This window comes from Polaromonas sp. (assembly GCF_016185115.1).
GTDB lineage: Bacteria > Pseudomonadota > Gammaproteobacteria > Burkholderiales > Burkholderiaceae_C > Polaromonas.
In genome coordinates, this window is record NZ_JACPOF010000030.1 from 156,097 (window position 1) to 172,865 (window position 16,769).

Annotated in this window: 15 protein-coding genes; 13 read left to right on the plus strand and 2 right to left on the minus strand. The window is 62.5% G+C overall.

Features of this window, described 5'->3' with window-relative positions; genetic code table 11:
- The first annotated feature begins 112 nt into the window (after positions 1-112).
- Genes HYX42_RS21735 through HYX42_RS21745 form a run of 3 tightly spaced genes read left to right on the plus strand, consistent with a single transcriptional unit; the run spans position 113 to position 4,950 of the window.
- Entirely contained in the window at positions 113-808 is a 696-nt protein-coding gene (locus HYX42_RS21735) for a GntR family transcriptional regulator (RefSeq protein WP_293407177.1), read from the plus strand.
- Entirely contained in the window at positions 808-3,960 is a 3,153-nt protein-coding gene (locus HYX42_RS21740; RefSeq protein WP_293407179.1) for an FAD-binding and (Fe-S)-binding domain-containing protein, read from the plus strand. The genes HYX42_RS21735 and HYX42_RS21740 overlap by 1 nt, the downstream gene beginning before the upstream one ends.
- 45 nt (positions 3,961-4,005) lie before the next feature.
- Positions 4,006-4,950 (plus strand): 1-phosphofructokinase family hexose kinase, encoded by a 945-nt coding sequence (locus HYX42_RS21745; protein ID WP_293407740.1) that lies wholly within the window; start codon positions 4,006-4,008, stop codon positions 4,948-4,950.
- An 89-nt stretch (positions 4,951-5,039) separates the two neighbouring features.
- On the opposite strand, the gene lgt is transcribed toward HYX42_RS21745, so the two are convergent.
- Positions 5,040-5,846, minus strand: coding sequence for a prolipoprotein diacylglyceryl transferase (gene lgt / locus HYX42_RS21750; RefSeq protein ID WP_293407181.1), 807 nt, complete (start codon positions 5,844-5,846; stop codon positions 5,040-5,042).
- A gap of 164 nt (positions 5,847-6,010) precedes the next feature.
- Between lgt and HYX42_RS21755 the strand changes: the two genes are divergently transcribed.
- The 9 genes from HYX42_RS21755 (at position 6,011) to rraA (ending at position 13,973) form a co-directional block, all read left to right on the plus strand.
- Complete coding sequence (locus HYX42_RS21755) at positions 6,011-6,934, plus strand: LysR family transcriptional regulator (protein ID WP_293407183.1); 924 nt, start codon at positions 6,011-6,013, stop codon at positions 6,932-6,934.
- Positions 6,935-7,362: 428 nt separating this feature from the next.
- On the plus strand, positions 7,363-8,553 hold the full coding sequence (locus tag HYX42_RS21760; RefSeq protein ID WP_293407185.1) for a mandelate racemase/muconate lactonizing enzyme family protein: 1,191 nt from the start codon (positions 7,363-7,365) through the stop codon (positions 8,551-8,553).
- A gap of 50 nt (positions 8,554-8,603) precedes the next feature.
- The gene (locus HYX42_RS21765; RefSeq protein ID WP_293407187.1) at positions 8,604-9,284 is read left to right on the plus strand and encodes a 4-carboxy-4-hydroxy-2-oxoadipate aldolase/oxaloacetate decarboxylase; all 681 of its coding nucleotides are present in this window, start codon (positions 8,604-8,606) and stop codon (positions 9,282-9,284) included.
- Between the two features lie 11 nt (positions 9,285-9,295).
- Entirely contained in the window at positions 9,296-9,694 is a 399-nt protein-coding gene (locus HYX42_RS21770) for a carboxymuconolactone decarboxylase family protein (protein ID WP_293407189.1), read from the plus strand.
- 45 nt (positions 9,695-9,739) lie between these two features.
- Entirely contained in the window at positions 9,740-10,744 is a 1,005-nt protein-coding gene (locus tag HYX42_RS21775; RefSeq protein ID WP_293407192.1) for a tripartite tricarboxylate transporter substrate binding protein, read from the plus strand.
- Between the two features lie 16 nt (positions 10,745-10,760).
- Entirely contained in the window at positions 10,761-11,768 is a 1,008-nt protein-coding gene (locus HYX42_RS21780) for a tripartite tricarboxylate transporter substrate binding protein (protein WP_293407194.1), read from the plus strand.
- On the plus strand, positions 11,765-12,562 hold the full coding sequence (locus tag HYX42_RS21785; RefSeq protein WP_293407196.1) for an RraA family protein: 798 nt from the start codon (positions 11,765-11,767) through the stop codon (positions 12,560-12,562). Before HYX42_RS21780 ends, HYX42_RS21785 begins: the two co-directional genes overlap by 4 nt.
- Positions 12,559-13,449: an NAD(P)-binding domain-containing protein gene (locus tag HYX42_RS21790; RefSeq protein WP_293407198.1), complete on the plus strand. Its 891-nt coding sequence runs from the start codon at positions 12,559-12,561 to the stop codon at positions 13,447-13,449. Before HYX42_RS21785 ends, HYX42_RS21790 begins: the two co-directional genes overlap by 4 nt.
- Positions 13,450-13,463: 14 nt before the next feature.
- Positions 13,464-13,973 carry a ribonuclease E activity regulator RraA gene (gene rraA, locus HYX42_RS21795; RefSeq protein ID WP_293407200.1) on the plus strand — a complete coding sequence of 170 codons (510 nt, stop codon included), beginning with the start codon at positions 13,464-13,466 and terminating at the stop codon, positions 13,971-13,973.
- 21 nt (positions 13,974-13,994) lie between these two features.
- On the opposite strand, the gene HYX42_RS21800 is transcribed toward rraA, so the two are convergent.
- Positions 13,995-14,930, minus strand: coding sequence for a LysR family transcriptional regulator (locus HYX42_RS21800; protein ID WP_293407202.1), 936 nt, complete (start codon positions 14,928-14,930; stop codon positions 13,995-13,997).
- A 101-nt stretch (positions 14,931-15,031) separates the two neighbouring features.
- Here HYX42_RS21800 and ilvD point away from each other — a divergent pair, with 101 nt between their 5' ends.
- The gene (gene ilvD, locus HYX42_RS21805; protein WP_293407204.1) at positions 15,032-16,729 is read left to right on the plus strand and encodes a dihydroxy-acid dehydratase; all 1,698 of its coding nucleotides are present in this window, start codon (positions 15,032-15,034) and stop codon (positions 16,727-16,729) included.
- Positions 16,730-16,769 lie beyond the last annotated feature (40 nt).

Consider the following 16,769-nt stretch of genomic DNA (forward strand, 5'->3'; position numbering starts at 1 on the left):
ATGAAAGTGAGCCATTTTTTGCATACAAAATTCATTTGTCAATGCCATTCAGGGTAATCACCTGAATGACTCCGGGTTTGACAGCCAGACTTTTTGCATACAAAATTTACACATGACTGCTGAAATCATTGCCATCCCGCGCGCCGCGCTGCACGAACAGGTGGCCCACCGCCTGCGGCAGATGCTGGTGGAAAACCGCATTGCACCGGGCGCCAAACTCAATGAGCGTGAGTTGAGCGAGGTGCTCAATGTCTCGCGCACGCCGCTGCGCGAAGCCATCAAGATGCTGGCCGCCGAAGGCCTGGTCGAACTGCTGACCAACCGCGGCGCGATAGCGGTCGAGCTGACCGAGGCCGACGTGCTCAATACCTTTGAAGTCATGGCCGGGCTGGAGGCCCAGTCGGGTGAACTGGCCGCGCAGCGCATCACCGATGCCGAGCTGGTTGAAATCAAGGCCATGCACTTTGAAATGCTGGCCGCGTACACACGACGCGACCTGCCGGCGTACTACAGGCTCAACTCCGCCATTCACAGCGCCATCAATGCCGCCGCCAAAAACCCGGTGCTGACCATCACCTACCAGCAGGTCAATGCCCGTTTGCAAGCGCTGCGATTCAGGTCCAACCAGGATGGTGAAAAGTGGAAAGCCGCCGTGAAGGAACACGAGCAGATGATCAGCGCACTGGAAGCGCGCGATGCCGCAGCCATGCGCCAGGTGCTGCTGGACCACCTGGAGCACAAGCGAGATGTGGTGGTTGAACAATTGCGCGCCGCCAAAAACACTGCCACCGATAAAGCCAAAGCCTGATGAATGCTCCCCTGCCCCTGAAAGTGGTGCGCGCAGCTGCCGCCCACGACGAGAACACCAATTACGACGGCGTCGCCCGCATCAGCAACGAGGTCGCCGGCAAACTGGCTGCCCGGCTGGCCTCGGAGACCGGTGGTGAAGTGCTGTTCAGCGGCGCAGACCGGGGCCGCTACGCCACCGATGCATCGATCTACCAGATGACACCGGTGGGGGCGTTTGTGCCGCGCATCATGCCGGACGTCAAAACCGCGCTTGATATCTGCCGCGACATGGGTGTGCCCATCGTGGCGCGCGGCGCGGGTACATCACAGTGCGGCCAGACGGTGGGCGCGGGCCTGGTGGTGGACTATTCAAAACACCTGCGCAACATCATTGACCTTGACGTCGCCAACCGCACCGTCGAGGTCGAGCCTGGCATCGTGCTGGACCACCTCAATGCCGCGCTGAAAAAGCACGGACTCTGGTACCCGGTCGATGTGTCAACCAGCGCGCAGGCAACATTGGGCGGCATGGCCGGCAACAACTCCTGCGGCAGCCGCAGCATTGCTTACGGCAACATGGTGCACAACGTGCTGGGCCTGCAGGCCTGGACATCCGACAGCACCCTGCTGCAGCTCGGCCCTTACGCACAAAGCAGCGGCAAGGCACGTGAGCTGGGCGATTACGTGCGCGGACTGGCGCAGCAGCTGCAACCGGAGATTGCGGCGCGCTGGCCCAAGGTGATGCGGCGCGTGGCGGGCTACAACCTGGACATCTTCAACAACCAGAGCGAGCGGCCCTACACCGCCGACGGCTCGGTCAACCTGGCGCACCTGCTGATTGGCAGCGAAGGCACGCTGGGCCTGACGAAATCACTCACACTCAAACTCAGCGAGCTGCCGCAGGCCAAGGTGCTGGGCGTGGTGAACTTCCCGACCTTTTACCGCGCCATGGATGCGGCCCAGCACATCGTGAAGATTGGCGACGGCACGCTGACAGCGGTTGAGCTGGTAGACCGCACCATGATTGATTTGTCGCTGCAAAACCCGGTGTTTGCGCCCACGGTGCGCAGCGCACTGATCGGCGAGCCGGCGGCCGTGCTGCTGGTTGAGTTTTCAGGTGCGAACAAAACGGAACTGCTGCCAAAACTCAAACGCCTGGGCGAGCTGATGGGCGATTTGCTGCTGCCCGATTCAGTTGTTGAACTGGTGGATGACGCCGCGCAGAAAGCCCTGTGGGAAGTGCGCAAGGCGGGCCTGAACATCATGATGAGCCTGAAGGGCGACGGCAAGCCGGTGAGTTTTATTGAAGACTGCGCCGTGCCGCTGGAGCACCTGGCCGAGTACACCGACGCGCTGACAGAGGTGTTCAGAAAATACGGCAGCAAGGGCACCTGGTACGCGCACGCATCGGTCGGCACGCTGCATGTGCGGCCGATTCTGGATATGCGGCGCGAGGGCGCCCCCAGGATGCGTGCGATTGCCGAAGAGGCCTCGGCGCTGGTCAAAAAATTCAAGGGCGCCTACAGCGGTGAGCATGGCGACGGCCTGTGCCGCGGCGAATGGATCGAATGGCAGTTTGGCCCGAAGATTACCGAAGCGTTTGCCGGCATCAAGCAGGCGATGGACCCGCTCAACCTGCTCTGCCCCAAACGCATGATTGAGCCGCCGCGCATGGACGACACGCGGCTGATGCGCTTTCCGCCCAGCTACAGCGTGATACCGATTCGCACCGCGCTCGACTGGCGCGCATGGGATGTGCAGAACGACCCGGTGACCGAACTCACCAGCGCACCCGGCAGCGGCGGCGACCCGGCCAGCGGTTTTGCCAAGGCCGTGGAGATGTGCAACAACAACGGCCACTGCCGCAAGTTTGACGCCGGCACCATGTGCCCGAGCTACCGGGTAACGCGTGATGAAAAAGATTCGACGCGCGGCCGGGCGAACACCCTGCGACTTGCCTTGTCAGGTCAAATCGGGGCGCCCTCACCCCTGCCCTCTCCCAAGGGGAGAGGGCGTGAATCCGGATTGCCCCCTCGCCCGCTGGCGGGAGAGGGTTGGGGTGAGGGCTCTCTGGAAGCTGTCAAAGATGCGCTGGACCTGTGCGTCGGCTGCAAGGGCTGCAAGCGCGACTGCCCGACCGGCGTCGACATGGCGAAGATGAAGGTCGAGTTTTTGCATCACTACAAGGCAAAACACGGCTTCACGCTGAAAGACAAACTTGTCGCCCGCCTGCCCGAGTACGCCGCGCTGGCCAGCCGCTTCGCGCCGCTGCTGAACTTACGCGACCGCATTCCCGGGCTTGCGAAGCTGAGTGAAAAACTGACCGGCTTTTCAAGCCAACGCACATTGCCGAAGTGGCAGCGCAAGACCTTCTTCAATACGCCATCTCAATCGGCCACGCGTGAAGAAGTGCTGGCCGCCGCCAAACCTGCGGTGCTGTTTGTCGACACCTTCAACGGTTACTTTGAGTCAGGCAACGTCCTCGATGCCCTGAAGGTGCTGCAGGCTGCGGGCTACACGGTGCACATCGCCACCAAAAAGAAGGCCGACGGCAAGGCCCTCTGCTGCGGTCGTACTTATCTGGCGGGCGGCATGGTGCAGGAAGCGAAACTCAAGGCTGCCGAACTCGTAGGCGCCCTGCTGCCTTTTGCAGACAAGGGCATTCCCATCGTCGGGCTGGAGCCATCCTGCCTGCTCACGCTGCGTGATGAAACCCTGGTCATGGGCCTGGGTGATGCGGCGGTCACGGTCAGCAAGCACGCGCTGCTGCTTGAAGAGTTCCTGGCGCATGAAGCTGCTGCCGGCAAGCTTGATGCGCTGAAGGCCGCGCTGCAGCCGGTGACGCAACCCATATTGCTGCATGGCCACTGCCACCAGAAAGCCTTTGGCGCGGTCAGCCCCATCATGGATGTACTCAAGCTGATTCCCGGGGCGAAGCCGGAGCTGATCGAGTCCAGTTGCTGCGGCATGGCGGGCAGCTTTGGCTACGAGGCCAGCCACTATGAGGTGTCGATGCAGATGGCTGAACTGAGCCTGCTACCGGCGGTGCGCAAACAGCCAGATGCCATCGTGGTGGCAGACGGCACCAGTTGCCGCCACCAGATCAGGGACGGCGCGCAGCGGGAGGCGATTCACGTCGCCGCCCTGCTGGCGCAGCAATTGCCCGGCTGAGGCGTACCCGGCAGCGGGCACAGGCTCGCGGTGTAAAGTCAGATGATGCACCTCGCCGACATCCTGACCATCACCCTGAACCCGGCGCTGGACGTGTCGACGTCCACAGACAAGGTGATGGACACACACAAGCTCCGTTGCACAGCGGCGGTCTTTCACCCAGGCGGTGGCGGCATCAACGTAGCGCGCGTGCTGCAGCGGCTGGGCAGCAACTGCCTGGCGTTGTACCCGGCGGGCGGCATGAACGGCCAGCGCCTGCGCCAGCTGCTGGACCAGGAGCAGGTGCGCAGCCATGGCATCGCCATTGCAGGCGAGACGCGCGAGAGCTTTCATGTCCACGAAACCTCCAGCGGGCGCGATTTCCGCTTTGTACTGCCGGGGCCAACCCTGAGTCCGCCGGAATGGCAGGCCTGCCTCGACGCCTTCAGCGCCCTCGAAGTGCCGCCTGCTTATCTGGTGGCCAGCGGCAGCCTGCCGCCCGGGGCGCCCGACGACTTTTACGCACGGCTGGCAAGACTGGCCCGCATGCGCGGTAGCCGACTGGTGCTGGACAGCTCGGGCCCGGCGCTCGCTGCAGCGCTGGCCGAAGGGGTTTACATGGTCAAACCCAGTCTGGGAGAGTTACGCGAACTGACAGGCTTGCCGCTGAGCACCGGGCCGCAGCGGCTCGAGGCGGCGCAGCGCATCATAGGGAAAGGACAGGCGCAAGTCGTGGCGCTGTCGCTGGGCGAAGACGGTGCCCTGCTGGTCACCGTGGACAGGGCATTGCGGGCTGGCGCCGTGCCGGTGAAGGTGGCCAGCACCATAGGCGCGGGCGACAGTTTTGTCGGCGGCCTGGTCTGGGCCTTCAGCCGCAGTGCCGATCTGGAACAGGTGTTCCGCTATGGCATGGCCTCGGCGGCGGCCGCCCTGCTCACCCAGGGAACCGCACTTTGCCAGCCCTCGGATGTGGAAAGGCTCTGCAGCGAAGTCGTCATCACGCCAGTCTGAGCGGCGGCGCCCAGGACCTTAAGACGCTACTATTTCGATAGCTGGTGGTGCCCGTCGCTATTGAACAAAACGAGATTTTTATATAAAAATCAGGCCCGTTTTGACGCCCAGGCCCAGAGCCAGGCACCGCCCACGATCATGGGAACGCACAGCCACTGGCCCATGCTCATGCCCAGCGCAAGAATGCCGAGAAAGTCATCAGGCTCACGGAAGAACTCTGCGATGAACCGGAAAACACCATAGCCAAACAGGAAGGCACCGGACACCTGGCCCATCTTGCGAGGTTTGCGTGCGTAGAGCCAGAGCAATACAAACAGCAGCAAACCTTCCAGCAGAAACTGGTAGACCTGCGACGGGTGGCGCGGCAGCATGGAACCGCTGTGTCTGAACACCATGCCCCAGGGCAGATCGGGCGATGAAAAGCGCCCCCACAGCTCGCCATTGATGAAATTGCCCACACGCCCCGCCGCCAGCCCCGTCGGCACGCAGGGCGCGATGAAATCCATCACCTGCAGCCACGGGCGCTGGCGTGAATGGGCAAACCAGAGCTGCGACACCAGCACACCCAGCATGCCGCCATGAAAACTCATGCCGCCCTGCCAGACATAAAAAATCTCCAGCGGGTGCGAGAGGTAATAACCGGGTTTGTAAAACAGGCAATAGCCGATGCGCCCGCCTATGACGACACCCATCACGCCGAGGAAAAGAATGTCTTCGATATCCCGCCGCGCCCAGGCGCCCGGGCCGGTGATGGAGGCATAAGGCTGATGCCGCAAACGCAGCGTAGCCAGAAAAAAGAAAAGGCCGAAAGCGGCCAGGTAGGTCAGCCCATACCAGTGAACGGCCAGGGGGCCAAGCTGCAGGGCGACGGGGTTGATTTCAGGGTGAATGAGCATGGTGGGTATTTTGCACGCTGCCCGTGACCCGCCTGCGTCAGCCGGTTTCGCCAGTGAATCGGCAGGCCACCCGCCGTGGCGCCCGGCAAAATGCATTACGCTTCGCCCATGATGACCACCTCAGCATCCCTGTCAGCATCCATGACCCACCCCGCAGGCCAGACATGCTGACGCTCAAGCAGGTAGAAGCCGTTTACTGGGTCAGCACCCTGGGCAGCTTCAACGCAGCGGCCGACCGCCTGAACGCCACGCAGTCCACCATCTCAAAGCGCATCCTCGACCTCGAAGCCTTTCTGGGCATCGATGTGTTCGAGCGCAACAACCGCGCTCAGCTGACGCTCAAGGGGCGTGAGTTGCTGGGTGATTTTGAAAAGATGCTTGAGCTGCAGCAAAGCGTGGTGAGCCGCGCCGGCAACGAAAGCTCCTACTCCGGCCGCTTCAGGCTGGGCGTGACCGAGATGGTGGCACTGACCTGGCTGCCCGCATTGATCTCGGAAGTCCGCAAGGTCTACCCACTCATCGTGCTCGAACCCAAGGTCGACCACACCACCAAACTCTGGCCGCAAATGGCCAGCCACCTGCTCGACATGGTGATTTGCCCGCACCTGCAGACCGAAGGCCACCTTTTTGAAACCGTGCAGCTCGGCTTCATGGATTCAAGCTGGATGTGCCGCCCCGACCTGCTCGACGACCGCAAGGGCGGTCTCCCCATAGAAGACGTGCTGCGGCTGCCGCTGCTGACCTACTCCGAAGGCTCGCTGCTGCACCAGCGCCTGCTGAAGGCCATTGCCGCCGCCAACATCTGGCACGACAACACCATCGTCTGCAACAGCATGATCGCGCTGGCGGAACTGGCCAGCGCGGGCCTGGGCGTGACCTACCTGCCGCGCGAATACTTCTCGTCGTATGTCGAATCAGGCAACCTGCGCACCATACAGACCAGCCTGGTGCTGCCGCCGCTGGAGTACACCGCCGTCCACCGCAGCGATGCCGTGAGTGTGCGGATCGCCGACATTGCGCGCAGCGTATGCGACTTCGGCCGCCCGCGCTGGCACAGGCGCCAGACCGATACAGCAGCCGTTTCCTGAGCTGTCACGCGACGGTGAGCGTGACCTCCAGGCGTCTGTGGCCAAGGGTTTGTCCCGCATCCGGGCTTCCTGCTTTTGCCTATGCTTCAGGCTGCAGGTCAGGAGAGCCAGGGGCTAACTCTCCAGCATTTGTCCTAGCCCTTTCGACGCCATGTCGAATCGAATTAATCCAACAAGTTAGTAACTTGATATTCCTTTTTGGAATACACAAATAACCCGGCTACCCCGCTTTTCCGGTCAATGGCACCGGGTCGATAGACGTTCGGGTTGTAAGTTCATCACCAGCTTGTAGATTCAAAAAAGCGATAGCGCTTTGAGAATTTAATTCTCTTTATACGCCGCACCCTGCGTGACATACTGGCGCCCGTTCAAGGCAAACCGGAAGCACGGTTTCGCCTGATTCCAGTCACAACGAGGAGACATGCACCGTGAAGATTGCAAGGATAGAAACGTTTTTCTTCTACCCCGAAAGCGGCAAAAACCTGCTGTTTTGCCGCATCGAGACCGAAGACGGCCTGCACGGCTGGGGGGAGTCCTATGTCGGCGTCAAGAAGGAACGTGTCGTCGACGAATACCTGCGGGCCATGGCGCCTTACGTCATCGGCCGCGATGCAAGCAACATCCGTCACACCGCGCAGGTGATGTTCGACGACTTCGCCATCCGCCGGTCGTCGGTCGATTTTTTCTGTGCATGGAGTGCCATCGAACTGGCGATGTGGGACATCGTCGGCAAGAAGGCCAACATGCCGGTGTACCAGATGCTGGGCGGCGCCTGCCGCGAGAAGGTGCGAATCTACGCCAACGGCTGGTGGTACGGCGTGACGGACATCGACAGCACGGTCAAACGTGCCTTGCAGGTCAAGGAGATGGGCTACACCTCGCTGAAATGGGACCCTTTCCCGGGCCCGTGGCGGACGCACATCACCAGGCAGGAAGAAGACTACGCCGTCGACAACGTGCGCGCCATGCGCGAGGCGCTGGGCCCCGACATGGACCTGCTCATCGACGCACACCGCCGCGTCGCGCCGCACCATTCGATACGCGTGGCCAAAAGGCTGGAAGAGTTCGGCATCTTTTGCTACGAGGAGCCCTGCCTGTCTGACAACCTCGACCTGGTGGCCGAAGTGCGGCACGCGATCTCGACACCTGTGGTCACCGGCGAGACGCTCTACACCAAGGAAGACTTTGCCCGCGTGCTCGAAAAACGTGCGGCGGACATCCTGAACCCGGACATCTGCGCCGTGGGCGGCCTGACCCAGATGCTGGACATTGCGGCCATGGCGCAGCCCCATGCGGTGGCCATCAGCCCGCACAACTACAACAGCACCATCGTAGGCCTTGCAGCGACGGTGCACCTGTCGGCGCTGATCCCGAACTTTTTGATAGCCGAGTGCTTCATCAACCTGAAGGACGCCTGCGACAGCATCGCCAAACTGGGCCTGACCATCAGCGAAGGCTGGGTCGACCTGCCGACCACGCCCGGCCTCGGCGTCGACATCGATGTCGAGCAGATGCGCAAGAAACCCTACAAGGATTTTCCGCACAAGGACATGCGCCAGTACTGGGACGAGTTCCCGCGCAAGAACTATGTGTGGGGCGTGGCCAACGTGACACGCTGACACCAGAAACCGACATCAGGCAACCAGAACACCATCACCAAGGACAGTACATGACAATGATTGCAGAACAGAAAAAAGCAGCCCAGGCGAAATACATCGGCTACGCCGGCGTTGCATCCGCCACCGCCCATGAAGCCATGGAGCGTCGTGGCGCCGTGGATTCGCAGATCAAGCCCATCCGGCTGGGCATGCGCCTGCTGGGCCGCGCCTTCACCTGCATATGCCCACCCAACGACAACCTGACCCTGCATGCGGCGCTGAAGATGGCATTGCCCGGTGACATCCTCGTCTGCAATGCCGGTGGCTTTACCGAACAGGGCCTGTTCGGCGACGTGATGGGCAGTTGCGGCCTGGGCCGCGGCCTGGGCGGTTTGCTGGTCGATGGCGGCGTGCGCGATTCCGAAACGCTGGCGCAGGTGGGCTTTTCGGTGTTTTCGCGCGGCATCTCCATCAAGGGAACCGTCAAGGAGACCATGGGCCAACTCCAGATTCCAGTCGTCATCGGTGGCGTCATCGTGCACCCCGGCGACCTGGTGATAGGTGATGACGACGGCGTCTGCATCGTGCCGCAGGCCGAAATCGAATCCCTGCTGCCGCTGTGCAAGAAGCGCGAGGAAAAGGAAGCGAAGTTCCGCGCCGCCCTGATGGAAGGCAAGACCACCTGGGACATGCTCAACCTGGAAGAGCTGCTCAAAAGCAAGGGCATCACCTCGCCTTTCGCCAAATCCTGAGGAGACCGACCATGGCCAAGCCCCAACCCATCAACTACGAAGACGCGTCGCCATCAGTGCGCGCGGTTTTCGACGACATCAAGACCAGCCGCAAGGTGCCTGATGTGAACAACATCTGGAAGTACCTGGCGAATGACCCGGCCACCCTGAAGCGCACCTGGACCAGCGTCAAGGAAGTCATGGCCCCGGGCGGCGCACTTGACCCTGTTGTCAAGGAAATGATTTACCTGGCCATCAGCGTCACCAACAACTGCGGCTACTGCGTGGCCAGCCACAGCTTTGCCGCAAGCAAGGCCGGCATGACAGACGAGATGTTCGGTGAGGTCATGGCCATCGTCGGCATGGCCAATGAAACCAACCGTCTCGTGACAGGCTACCGGGTCCCGATTGACGCCGCCTTCGAGCAGTAAACCGCCGTGCCGCGCCCTGACGGCGCGGCCAACCAAGGAGACAGCATGTTCAATACATTCAAACCGGGGCGGATACTGAAGGCCGCCACGCTGGCGCTGGCAGCCGCCAGTGCATCCCTGATCATCCCGGCCGCAGCCCAGGCGCAAGCCGCCTTCCCGGACAAGCCGGTGAAGCTGCTGGTGCCCTTTTCAGCCGGCGGAGGCCAGGACATCTTTATCCGCAACCTGCTGCCCAAACTGAACGAGCTGCTCGGGCAGCCGGTGGTGATCGACAACCGCGCAGGCGCCTCCGGAAACATCGCGGCTGCCGCAGTCGCCGGTTCGCCCCCCGACGGCTACACCTTGCTGCTGGGCACGGCTGCCACACACGGCATGAACCAGGCCATGTTCAAAAGCCTACCCTTTGACGCGCAGACCAGTTTCGAGCCGGTGGCCCTGATTGCCGAAGTACCGCTGGTGCTGGTGGTTCACCCCTCCATTCCCGCCAACAACGTCAAGGAACTGGTGGCTTACCTGAAGACGCGCCCCGGCCAGCTCGCCTATGCCTCGTCCGGCACCGGCGCACCGCTGCACCTGGCCGGCGAGTTGTTCAAGAAGAATGCCGATGTGGACATCCTGCATGTGCCGTACAAGGGCTCAGGCCCGGCCATGATCGATCTCGTCGCGGGACGTACCGTGATGATGTTCGACACCTTTGCGGCTACCAACCCGCATGTCAAGGCTGGCGCGCTCAAGCGACTCGGTGTCGCCAGCCTGGCGCGCTCGAACGCCGCACCCGAACTGCCCACCTTGCGCGAGCAGGGTTTTGCGGTTGAAGCGTATTCGTGGAGCGGGATTTTCGCGCCGGCCAAAACGCCGCGCCCCATCGTCGACAAACTCGCGCAGGCCTTCAACACCGCCGTCAACGACGCCGCCATTCGCCAGCGCCTCTATGACATCGGCTTCGACCCGGTCCGCACCTCCGGCCCTGAACAGCTCAAGGGCTTTGTGACCTCCGAGCTGCGCAAGTGGTCCGACGTCGTGCAGATCGCCAAAATCAAACCCGAATGACCCCCGGAGAAAAAGCATGAACATCCGAAAAACCTCCTCCCTGCGTCGCATGCTGACCCTGCTGGCTTGCGCGGCAGCCGCGATGGCCGTGACGCACACCGCGCAGGCACAACCGGCGGCGGCCGGCGCATGGCCCGACCGCCCCGTCAAACTGATCGTCCCCTTCCCGCCGGGCGGCGGCAACGATGCCTTTGCGCGCGAGCTGGGCAATGCCCTGCAGAAAAAATTCGGCCAGGCCTTTGTCGTGGACAACCGCGCGGGTGCCAGCGGCAACATCGGCATCAGCGCCGTCGCCAAGAGTCCTCCGGATGGCTACACCCTGCTGGTGGTGTCGAACACACTGGTCACCAACCCCGGCCTGTCGGCACAGGTGCCGTATGACGTGTACAAGGACTTCGTGCCCATCACCCTGGCTGCGGGCCTGCCCGTCGCGCTGGTCACCAGCCCCGAAGTGGTCCCCAAAACCCTGCCTGCCCTGATCAGCTATGCCAAGGCCAACCCCGGCAAGCTCAGCTACGGCACGGCGGGCGTGGGCTCGCCGCACCACCTGACCACCGAATACTTCGCATCGCGCGCAGGCGTCTCGCTGCTGCACGTTCCGTTCAAGGGCCAGGGGCAGATCGTTCCGGAAATCGTGGCGGGCCGTGTCGACATGGCTTTCCTCGCCATCAGCTCGGTTATCCAGTTCATGCCCAGCGGCAAGGTGCGCGCCATCGCGATTGCCGGCGCCCAGCGCAGCGCACTCGCGCCTGAGCTGCCCACGCTCGCCGAGGCAGGCCTTCCTGGCGCCAATGTCGACTGGTGGCTGGGCGTGCTTGCGCCCACAGGCACACCTGCCGATATCGTGCAGAAACTCAACGCTGAAATCGTTGCACTGTGCAAGCAGCCCGAGTTCAGGGCGCGTCTTGCAGCGCAGGGCATAGATGCCATCGGGTCGACACCGGAAGCTTTTGCAGCGGTGCTGCGCGACGAAATCCCGCGCTGGACGCAGGTCGTCAAAACCGCAGGAATCAAACAGCAATGACATCACCCCATGTTGACCCGGCCATCGCGGCGCAGATCGCCGCGTATGGCAAACAGGTTTTAGGCCTGATTCCCGCCGAGCGCATACGCAAGATAGCCTTTGAGCGGCCGGATCCGGCGGTCATCGCAGGCTTTCGCGAACTGCGCGACCTGACTTCGACGGTGGCAGACATCCTGGACACGCTGGGCTATGACACCGCCATTCCTGCCAGCGAGCTGCCGCCATTGCAGCCGGGCCAGCGCATGGTGGGGCCAGCGGTCACCATACGCCACGTGCCTGCTCGGCTTTCAAGCGGCTTCAACATCGCCTCCGGAAAATCACCACCACAACTCGGCGGGCGCGACCAGGTCAGTTATTGCCAGCGTGGCGATGTGATGGTCATAGAAGCCAACGGCATACGCGACGCTTCCAACTTCGGCGGGCTCATGGCCACGTCTGTGAAAGAGGCCGGCATCGACGGCCTGGTGGTCGACGGTGCGGTGCGCGACGTTGCCAACATGCGCGCCATGAAACTCAACGTCTGGGCACGCGGCATCACGCCACGCACCGGCAAGCACCGCATAGAGCTGGTGGAGTTCAACGGGCCGGTGTCCATTGCGGGCATTCAGGTGCGCCCCGGCGATTTGATGCTGGGCGATTGCGATGGCGTGATCGTCGTCCCGCTGGAAGTTGCAGGCCTGGTTCTTGAAAAAGCACAGGCAGCGACGGCACGCGAGGAAAAACTCGTCAAGGCACTCGAAAGCGGCGCCACGCCCGAAGAAACCGCGCGCATCCTGCCGCCTGAAAAATGGTGACACGATCAACAGGCCCGCAGGAGCCCATTGCCATCATAGGTGCGGGCCAGCTCGGCACCTCGCTGGGCAAAAGCCTGCTGGCGCAGGGCGTGCCCAAAGTGCTGGCCTGCAACCTGCCCTCTGACACGAAGACGCGTGCACGCGCCGAAGCCGCCGGCATGAGCTGGCTGGAGTCACCCGAGGGACTGGGTGAAGCGCGCATCATCTTTTCAGCGGTGACTGCCGACAGCGCGGTTCATGCGGCAAAGGCCTGCGCACCATCCATTCACCCGGATGCGGTGTACATCGACCTCAACTCGATGGGCCCGAACGAAAAAAATGCAGCCGCAGAAGTTGTGACATCCGCCGGGCGAAAGTTTATTGACGGCGCGGTGCTGGGCGCGGCAGCTGACGGCATCAAAATGCCCATCATCGTGTCGGGCGAGAATGCGCAGGCGGTCGCAGAACGCCTGACGCTGCTGGGCATGAACGTGCGTGCGGTCGGCACAAAGTCGGGCGAAGCCGCGGCCATCAAGATCGTGCGCAGCGTGCTGGCCAAGGGTCTGGAGGTGCTGTATGTCGAAGCGCTTCTGTCGGCGCATCGGCTGGGCGTGGACACCGAAGTGCTCAAGACTTTTTGCGACTGGCTGGACATGCGGCCGGCGGCCGCGTCTGCGCAAATCCTGGTCACCACGCATTTGCTGCATGCCGAGCGGCGCATGCATGAACTGGACATGTCGATCGCCGCGGTTCGCGAGACCGGCGTCGAGCCGGTGCTGACACAGGCGATACGCGACCGGCTGGCCATGACCGCCGCCACCGGCATCTCGGCGCAACTGGCGGGTGTGCCGCCCAAAAGCACGGCAGAAGCGCTGGACCTGCTGGAAAAAATCTTCCCGAAGGCATGATGGCGATGACGGCCATGACCGACAGCAACTGGAGCACCAGCGACCTCTGCGATGCGTTTTACCGCGACCCCGGACGCGAAGTGCAGATCTTCGACAACGGCATGCAGAGCTACGGGGGCAAGGCCGCCTACTTTGGGCCCGTGGTCACCATTGGCGCCGACAGCGGAAGCGCGCTCTCCCTGACCGCGACGCTGGAGACGCCCGGCAATGGACAGGTGCTGTTCATCAACGGCAAGGCCGACCCTGCACACGCGCTGGTCGGCGACCGCATTGCGGGGCTCGCGGTCAAGCACGGTTGGGCCGGCATCGTCCTCCATGGTTATGTGCGCGACAGCGCCGAACTGCCGGCTTTTGATGTCGGCATTCATGCCTGGGGTACACGGCCAAACAAGCCTGCGCAGCTTGGCGAACTGGTCAGCGGGCAATCGTTTCAGATGGCGGGCGTGACGGTGCGGCCGGGCCTATGGCTGTATGCAGACCGCGACGGCATCATTTTGATGAACCGGCGCCACGACCAGGCATGAATACGACGGGAAAGGCCAGCCCTAAGGGGTGCGCTCTGCAATAAACGCCACGAACCGGCTTAACACCGGGCTGCAATGACTTCTGGACCAGACCAGGCTGGTTTCACAACCCGGCACCTTCGCATCGGACTTGCCGGCGCGGACGGTTTTGTAGACAACGCCGTGGCGCTGGAACTGGCGCACACTTTCAGGCACCCACGCCAGGCCCAGCCCCGCCGAGACGAGGTTCACGATGGTCTGCATCTGTATCGCCTCCTGCGCCACCTGCGGCGAACGGCCGGCGGCGTGGTACAGCGCAAAAATCGCGTCGTAGAGCGAAGGCACGATGCGGCGGGGAAATATCACCAGCGGCTCTGCCAGCACCTTGCTCCATGGCGGCGATGCCGCAGCCGCAAGCGGGTGCGACTCCGGCATGGCGAGCAGCAGGGGCTCGCTGGCGATCAGCGCGCGCTCCAGGCCCGCCGGTGCAAAGCCGGGCGAATGCAGCATGAAGCCCGCATCAATCTCCCCGCGCTCAAAGGCCTGCAACTGCACATCGCCGGTGGCTTCTATCAGTTCAAGGTCAACGCGCGGGTGCTGTTCACGAAAGACCCGGACCCAGCGCGGCAGCAAGTCAAAGCCCACGGTAGACACAAACGCCAGCCGCAAGCGCCCTGCCTCGCCGTCTGCACTGGCGCGGCCGTAGGCGGGCAGCGCCTGGGCCCTGGCCAGCAGGTCACGCGCCTCGGGCAGCAGCGCGGCACCTGCAGCCGTGAGTTGCACGCTGCGTTTGGTGCGGTCAAACAGCCGGTAGCCGAGTACCGCCTCCATCTGCGCGATGGCCTGTGTCAGCGGCGGCTGGGTCATGTGCAGGCGAATGGCGGCTCTGCCGAAGTGAAGCTCTTCAGCCACCGCGACAAACTGCCGCCACAGGCGAAGCTCTATCCACGGTGCAAGGTTTACAGGTGTGCCACTCATATGCCATGCATATTAATACACCTTTAAAAATGGATTGGAGCAAATGAGTCAAAGCCACCATAATCGCTGCACAAACCACAACTCCCCACAAGAGACACCCCATGGAAACGAAAACCATCACCCTCAACCCGCGCAGCAAAAACATTACCGAGGGCAAATCACGCGCGCCCAACCGTTCGATGTACTACGCCATGGGCTATGAGACCGCCGACTTCAAGAAACCCATGATCGGCGTGGCCAATGGGCACAGCACCATCACCCCCTGCAACAGCGGCCTGCAAAAGCTGGCCGACGCCGCCATTGCCGGCATTGAAGAAGCCGGCGGCAACGCACAGGTCTTTGGCACGCCCACCATTTCAGACGGCATGGCCATGGGCACCGAGGGCATGAAGTATTCGCTGGTCAGCCGCGAAGTCATCAGCGACTGCATAGAGACCTGCGTGCAGGGCCAGTGGATGGACGGCGTGGTGGTGGTCGGCGGCTGCGACAAGAACATGCCCGGCGGCCTGATGGGCATGCTGCGCGCCAACGTGCCGGCCATCTATGTGTATGGCGGCACGATTTTGCCCGGCCACTACAAGGGCAAGGACCTCAACATCGTCAGCGTGTTTGAAGCCGTCGGTGAAAACTCTGCCGGCCGCCTGAGCGACGAAGACCTGGAGCAGATAGAGCGCCGCGCCATCCCCGGCACCGGCAGTTGCGGCGGCATGTACACCGCCAACACCATGTCCAGCTCGTTCGAGGCACTCGGCATTTCGCTGCCCTACTCCAGCACCATGGCCAACCCGCACGACGAGAAGATGAACTCGGCCAAGGAGTCTGCCAAGGTGCTGATCGAAGCCGTCAAGAAAGACATCAAGCCGCGCGACATCGTCACCAAAAAATCAATAGAAAACGCAGTCGCCGTCATCATGGCGACCGGCGGTTCAACCAATGCCGTGCTGCACTTCCTGGCGATTGCACATGCTGCCGGTGTTGAATGGACGATTGACGACTTCGAGCGCGTGCGCGTCAAGACGCCCGTGCTGTGCGACCTGAAACCATCAGGCCAATACCTGGCCGTTGACCTGCACAAGGCTGGCGGCATTCCGCAGGTCATGAAGACGCTGCTGGTGGCCGGCCTGCTGCACGGCGACTGTTTGACCATTAGCGGCCAGACGATTGCTGAAGTACTGAAAGACGTGCCCGATGCACCGCGCGCCGACCAGGACGTGATTCGCCCCATCAACAACCCGATGTACAAGCAGGGCCACCTTGCCATCCTGAAGGGCAACCTGTCGCCGGAAGGCTGCGTCGCCAAGATCACCGGCCTGAAGAACCCCGTCATGACCGGCCCTGCCCGCGTGTTTGACGACGAGCAGTCGGGCCTGGCCGCCATCCTGGCCGGCAAGATCAAGGCTGGCGACGTGATGGTGCTGCGCTACCTCGGCCCCAAGGGCGGCCCCGGCATGCCCGAGATGCTGGCCCCCACGGGCGCACTCATTGGCGCAGGCCTCGGTGAAAGCGTGGGCCTGATCACCGACGGCCGCTTCTCGGGCGGCACCTGGGGCATGGTCGTCGGCCACGTCGCACCAGAAGCGGCAGCAGGCGGCAACATCGCCTTCATCAACGAAGGTGACTCCATCACCATAGACTCACGCCAGATGCTGCTGCAACTGAACATCAGCGACGAAGAACTCGCCAGACGCAAGGTAGGCTGGGTCGCGCCAAAACCGCGCTACACACGCGGCGTGCAGGCCAAGTTTGCGTTCAATGCATCGAGCGCCAGCAAGGGTGCTGTGCTGGATGATTATTCCTGAAGTGATTTGAGCGTTACCCGTTGAGAAACGGGAACAAAAA